The following is a 4,966-nucleotide window of genomic DNA, read 5'->3' as shown; positions in this document are numbered from 1 at the left end:
ATCAAAACCTTTAACCTTAACGTTGACTTCTAGCTCTTCAAGTTCTTCCAAAGCCTCTTCTAACTGCTTTCCCTTAAATTTTGTAGCATCAAGATAAACTTTTTTGAGATGTGGAGATTTTGCACTGACTAAGCCTTTTCCGTCCTTAATAAAAATAGGAAGAAAAAGACTAAACAAAAGAACAATTACAACTAAAGCACTCAAAATTTTTCTTTTTTCCATTTTACCATTTCCCTCCTTTCAATTTTATAAATTTTTTATAAATTTGTATAAAAATAAATCTACAAAAAAACAATTTAGTAAACTTCCCACAAAGCAGATAGCTTTGTCCACTGATAGTTCATTTGCCACTGGCTTTTGATTAACATCAAAAACTTTAAGTTGTGTTTCATAGTCAGTTGTGTATTGCTTTGAGTAAGATGTGTTGCACAGAAAGAGAATGTTCCTCAAAAATAGTTTGGTCGTAGTTACAAAAGTTTGCTGAATAAGGATTTTTTGACAGACAAATAATAACCCTGGCTTTAGCATAAGTTAAGGTCTTTCCAAAGATAGCTTCAAAATTAGCCTCTACTAAACTATCCATTGTTGTTATTTTTAAATTTATCTTTTCTCAATTATCTTGTATGCAAATTAAAAATTTTGTCAAGTATGTTAACGTTTTTCGTTAAAATTATTCGTTAGATTATACCTCCGAAGTCCTTTAAATCTATGGGAACTCCGATCTTAAGAGATTCTTTTGCAGCAAGAGTGGCAAAAGTAACTTCAACTAATTCCTCAAAAGGAATTGGAGACGGGTTACCCTCTCTAATAGCGTTGATAAACTCGGCTACTTCATTTCTATGTCCTTTATCTTGTCTAAAAGAATTTAGTTTCACTCGCGATCCAAAACCAACAAGAGATCTAAAATTATTAATCAAAAATACTTTACCTTCGTTGAATACTTCGACTCTTTCCTTTGGATATTGCTTGCTACCGTTTGAGAAATAAATAATCGAACCCACAGAGCCGTCTTTAAAAGAAAGGCTAATTACAACATTATCCTCTTCCAGATTCCCATTATTTCTTGCTCCGATTGCAAAAACTCTTTCAATAGGGACTCCTACAATATATCTTTCCAAATCGATAAAATGACAAGCTTCTCCTAAGAGTCTTCCTCCACCAATTTCTGGATCCTGTACCCAACTTTCTAACGGGATTTCACCTGCATTTACTGTTATACTTACAGATATTGGAGCTTTTCTATACATTAAAGCATTTTTTAGTGTTCTCGCAAAAGGCGAAAACCTTCTGTTAAATCCAACCATTAGAATTTTGTCAGACTCCCTATAAGTAGATATTATTTCTTTTAACTCATCTAAACCTAAAGCAAGGGGTTTTTCCACATAGACATTTTTACCTTTTTTTAATGCCTCAATAACAAGTGAAGCGTGAGAATTATGCCTTGTCGCAATAAAAACCGTATTAATTTCTGGATCATTAAACACTTGGAGATAAGAAGAAGTTGCAAGTTCAAAGCCAAATTTCTCTCCTCCGTGTAAAGCCTGCAAACCTGAGGAGCTTGCAATTGTTTTGAGTCGCACATTCATTGAGCTTAAAATAGGAAGGAGTATTCTTTTTGCAAATTGACCTGGACCTATAAAACCTATTACAGGTGACTCTGAAAAGTTCTTTTCTTGCTTTCTTAAAACAATCAAATCTTTATTCTTAGAATCATTTTCCCTGTATTCCAGCAAAATTCCTATCGCATCTCCTTTAAGAAGTACTTCATAGGCGTTTAATGCTTCATTGAAAGGGAACCTATGAGTAATTAAAGGTTTTACATTAATCTTACCGGCAGACATCATATCAAGTACAGCTTCAAAGTTTCTCTTTTCTGTCCACCTTACATATGGAAGTGGATAATCAATTCCTTTTTCCTCATATAAACTATCATATCTTCCCGGTCCATATGAACAAGACACCTGAAAACTGAGTTCCTTTTTATAAAATAAATCCCTTGGAACATCTATTTTTGCAACACCCACAAGAACAATTCTCCCTCTTTTTCTTGAAATCTGTGCAGCTTGAACAATAGGTTCATTGCTATTTGTAGAAGCTGATATAACAACTCCATCTACTCCTTGTTCTTTGGAGAAAGACATAGCAGCTCTTACTGGAGATTCGCCATTCTTTAGTACATAACCTTCAGCCCCAAAAGATTTTGCAAGGTTTACCCTATCCTCTCTCAGATCCATAGCAAGTACTTTACATCCAGATGCTAAGAGCAACTGTACTACTAATTGGCCAATTAGACCAAGCCCAATTACCGCAATATGTTCGCCTAAGGTAGGATTAATTAATCTAACCCCTTCTAATGCGATAGAACCTAAAACCGTAAATGAGGCAGTTTCATCATCAACATTATCTGGTACTCTTGCAACCAAGTTCTTTGATACATTCACAATTTCAGCATGACTACCATTAGAAACAACTCTATCACCAATAGAAAATTCTTGAACACCCTTACCGTAGTCAATAACAACACCGACATTTGAATAACCCAAAGGCAGAGGTTCGTCAAGCTTTGCCTCAACAGCCTCTAAGGCAGCAAAAAGACCATCATTCTTAATCTTTTGTAAAACTTCCTTAACTTTCTCAGGTTGACTTCTTACTTTTTCAAAAAGTGTTCCTCGAGCAAGCTCCACAAGGGACCTCTCAGTTCCAGATGATATTAAACTTACTTTACTTTCTATCAAGACGGTATTTTGTGATACTTTAGGCACTGGAATGTCTAAAATCTCTAATTGCCCTGTTTTAAAATTCTGTACAAGTTGCTTCATTTCTTTCCTCCATAATGAAGAGCAATTACTCCATCGATTATAGTTTCAATTCTTTTTTTTCTAATTTCATAACTAAAATTCTCGACAATCCTCTCTCTTGCACATTTACCCATCTCTCCTCTTAATTCTGGATTTATGAGGAGCGATATAACAGCATTACTTATTTCATTCTCATTGTTGGAATCCACATATATCCCGCAATTGCCAACAACTTCCTCTACTGCGCCAACTTTACTCGTGACAACAGGTACCCCACAACTCATTGCCTCTGCAATTGCAAGTCCAAAACCTTCATGCAAAGTTGGCTGGAGATAAATAAGACTCCGTCTGAAATATTCAATTTTCTCATCATTGCTTATCTTGCCCGGAAAAATAAAGTTATTGCTTAGGCTCAATCTTTTTACTTCATCAACAACTTGTTCAAACCCGTCAAGTTTTCTCCCAGCTATTACAAATTTCAATTCCGGAAATTTATCAACTATTTGCCTTGCAGAGCGTATAATAGACAAGATTCTTTTCCTATAAATATTTTCCTTATTCAAATGAGAAATTGTAAAAATAATATCTTTCTTTGCGCCTGCAACTGGAGAAAAGGTTTCCGTATCAACAGATAAATAAACTGTTTCAATATTAGCTTTGGATACTAACGCTTTTATTTCCTTTTCTGCTGCCTTTGATATTGCTAAAACTTTGGTCGCATTATTTAAAACAAAAATAATCGTTTTTTTCTTTAAAAGTCCACTATTTGTAAAATTATACTCTAAATTATATGAATGCACTACTTCAGTGCCTCCTGCAACGACTATAACTGGCTTGTGACTGAGCTTTGATTTTATTAAAGGTAATATACCTTTTGTTGGCCACCAAGCGAAATACAAATCTGCATTCCAAGGGATTTCACTCCATTTTGTTGCAATGGTTACATCAAATCCAAGGTCTCTCAAAATTAGGATGTCATTAGCATACCATTGCATCAAAGTTAGTAAAGATTTATCCTTAACACCTGCAAAAAAACATACTTTCATTTAGTCTCCTATGCTATTGTAGATTTCGTTATACACTGCCAAAGTCTCTTGCGCTGTTTTTTCCCAAGAAAAATATTTTACACGCTCAAAACCTCTTTTTACCAGATCATTTCGCAATTGTTCATCAGTTAAAGCTTTGTAAATCGCAACAGACATTTCGTCAACATTATATGGGTCAAACAATAATGCTGCATCCCCAACAACTTCAGGAATAGAAGAAGTATTGGACGCAACCACTGGTATTCCACAAGCCATTGCCTCAAGAGGAGGAATCCCGAAGCCCTCATAAAGAGAAGGAAAAACTAATAACGAAGCTGCATTCATCAATAAATGTAAATCATCATCTTCAACAAAACCAGTAAATAAAACTTTGTCGTTTAATCCTAATTTTTCAATCTTAGCAAATATCTCATTAGACCTCCAGCCTTTTCCACCAACAAGAACAAGCTGGTATTCTTTTGATAGCTCCAAAGGTAGTTTGTTATAAGCTTCTATAAGTCGAGAGATATTCTTCCTTGGATTCAAAGATCCTACATGTAGGATAAATTTCTTGTTTAGACCATATTTTGCTTTTACTAAATTTAATTTACTTTGATCTTTAATAACTTTGTATTCTTCATCAACACCAATGTAAATAACTTTAATTTTTTCCTCTGGTATTCCCAAAATTGAAATAATATCTTTTTTCGAATGCTCTGAGCCAGTTATTATTTTATCAGCTTTTTTTGCAGATAAACTTAACAATTTTTGCACTCGATATCGAGATACAGGTTTATACCAACCATAATTAGAAAAAGATATTGTGTCATATATAGTTAAAATCATTTTCTTACTACTAAAAAGAGGTAAAATATAATTAGGGCCATGGTACACATCAATATTGTACCTATTTAATAAAATTGGCAAATAAATCTGCTCCCAAAGATCTCTTTTCAAGTAATTGCTATAAGTTACGCCTGTATAAATTTTATGGAAATTATCTTGTAAAGGAATAAAATTGTCTTTTTTCCCTTTATTTAAAATAACAAAATACTCATTTTCCTTGTCTATTTTAGATAAGCTTCGCAATAAACCTCTAACATAAACTCCCATGCCAACTCTTGTATGGCCCATTCGAGCATC

The 4,966-nt window shown here is 33.9% G+C and carries 4 protein-coding genes; all 4 read right to left on the bottom strand.

Annotated elements, in window-relative coordinates; all coding sequences use genetic code 11:
• The coding region (locus tag ACP5SP_RS07305) for a hypothetical protein (RefSeq protein ID WP_428076376.1) at nt 1-222 on the bottom strand (222 nt) is incomplete at its 3' end.
• Between the two features lie 455 nt (nt 223-677).
• A complete protein-coding gene (locus ACP5SP_RS07300; RefSeq protein WP_428076375.1) occupies nt 678-2,819 on the bottom strand; it encodes a bi-domain-containing oxidoreductase in 2,142 nt (713 codons plus the stop codon).
• Nucleotides 2,816-3,844 (bottom strand): glycosyltransferase family 4 protein, encoded by a 1,029-nt coding sequence (locus ACP5SP_RS07295; RefSeq protein ID WP_428076374.1) that lies wholly within the window; start codon nt 3,842-3,844, stop codon nt 2,816-2,818. Before ACP5SP_RS07295 ends, ACP5SP_RS07300 begins: the two co-directional genes overlap by 4 nt.
• The coding region (locus ACP5SP_RS07290) for a glycosyltransferase family 4 protein (RefSeq protein ID WP_428076373.1) at nt 3,845-4,966 on the bottom strand (1,122 nt) is incomplete at its 5' end. It lies immediately after the preceding gene.

This window comes from Caldisericum sp. (assembly GCF_049967455.1).
GTDB lineage: Bacteria > Caldisericota > Caldisericia > Caldisericales > Caldisericaceae > Caldisericum > Caldisericum exile_A.
Note: the sequence above shows the minus strand (reverse complement) of the source record. Positions and strands in the feature narration are given on the sequence as shown.

Coding starts and splice junctions, on each gene's coding strand:
- ACP5SP_RS07300 (WP_428076375.1), bottom strand. CDS start 2,819: ATGAAGCAACTTGTACAGAATTTTAAAACAGGGCAATTAGAGATTTTA.
- ACP5SP_RS07295 (WP_428076374.1), bottom strand. CDS start 3,844: ATGAAAGTATGTTTTTTTGCAGGTGTTAAGGATAAATCTTTACTAACT.